Origin of the sequence: Fulvivirga imtechensis AK7, from assembly GCF_000331535.1 — a bacterium.
Taxonomy (GTDB): domain Bacteria; phylum Bacteroidota; class Bacteroidia; order Cytophagales; family Cyclobacteriaceae; genus Fulvivirga; species Fulvivirga imtechensis.
In genome coordinates this window covers 1-650 of the sequence record NZ_AMZN01000168.1, presented here as the reverse complement: position 1 = coordinate 650, position 650 = coordinate 1, and the positions used below count along the sequence as shown (strand labels likewise).

The 650-nt window shown below is 43.1% G+C and carries 1 protein-coding gene; it reads left to right on the top strand.

Features of this window, described 5'->3' with window-relative positions:
- Window positions 1–650, top strand: a 650-nt coding sequence (locus C900_RS27515) for a hypothetical protein (protein WP_040497701.1), incomplete at both ends; no start/stop codon positions are given.

Genomic DNA, 650 nt, shown 5'->3' with positions numbered 1-650 from the left:
CAACTTCATCTGGGGACAAAGATTCATACAACTTTCCATATCCCTTCCGGAAAATGAGGGCCCATCTGCGGCACGTGCTATTCCTGTAGAGCTATTCCACGCTCCTACAGTGAAAAAGCCAAAGAAGTCAGAAGAAGATCAGGCTGTATGGGATGACTACAAAGAAAAACAAAAGCAGGCTAAGCTAAGTCAACAAGGGGTAGAGCGGATTAAGGTACTCCGGGAAAAATTAGATGATGATGGTGCAAAAAGCCGACAACTGGTTGTCAGTGTAGATAGCAGTTATTCAAATGAAACTGTTTTGAAAAATCTTCCGGAGCGTACTACTCTTATCGGAAGAATAAGGAAGGATACAGTACTTCATAGGCTTCCGCAAACAGGTAAAGGAGTAGGCAGGAACCGGGTGTATGGTCAGCAACTACCTACTCCTGAAGAGATACGGCAATTAAAAGATTACCCGTGGCAGGAAGTAGTGGCTTATGCAGCAGGGAAAATGCACCAATTTAATGTTAAGGTAATTAAGGACATACGCTGGAGAAAAGCCGGCAAACAAGATCTTCAGCTTGTAGTCATAAGACCACTTTCCTATCGGTTAACAAAAAAATCGAAATTACTATACAGAAGGCCGGCATACCTGATTTGCACAGATC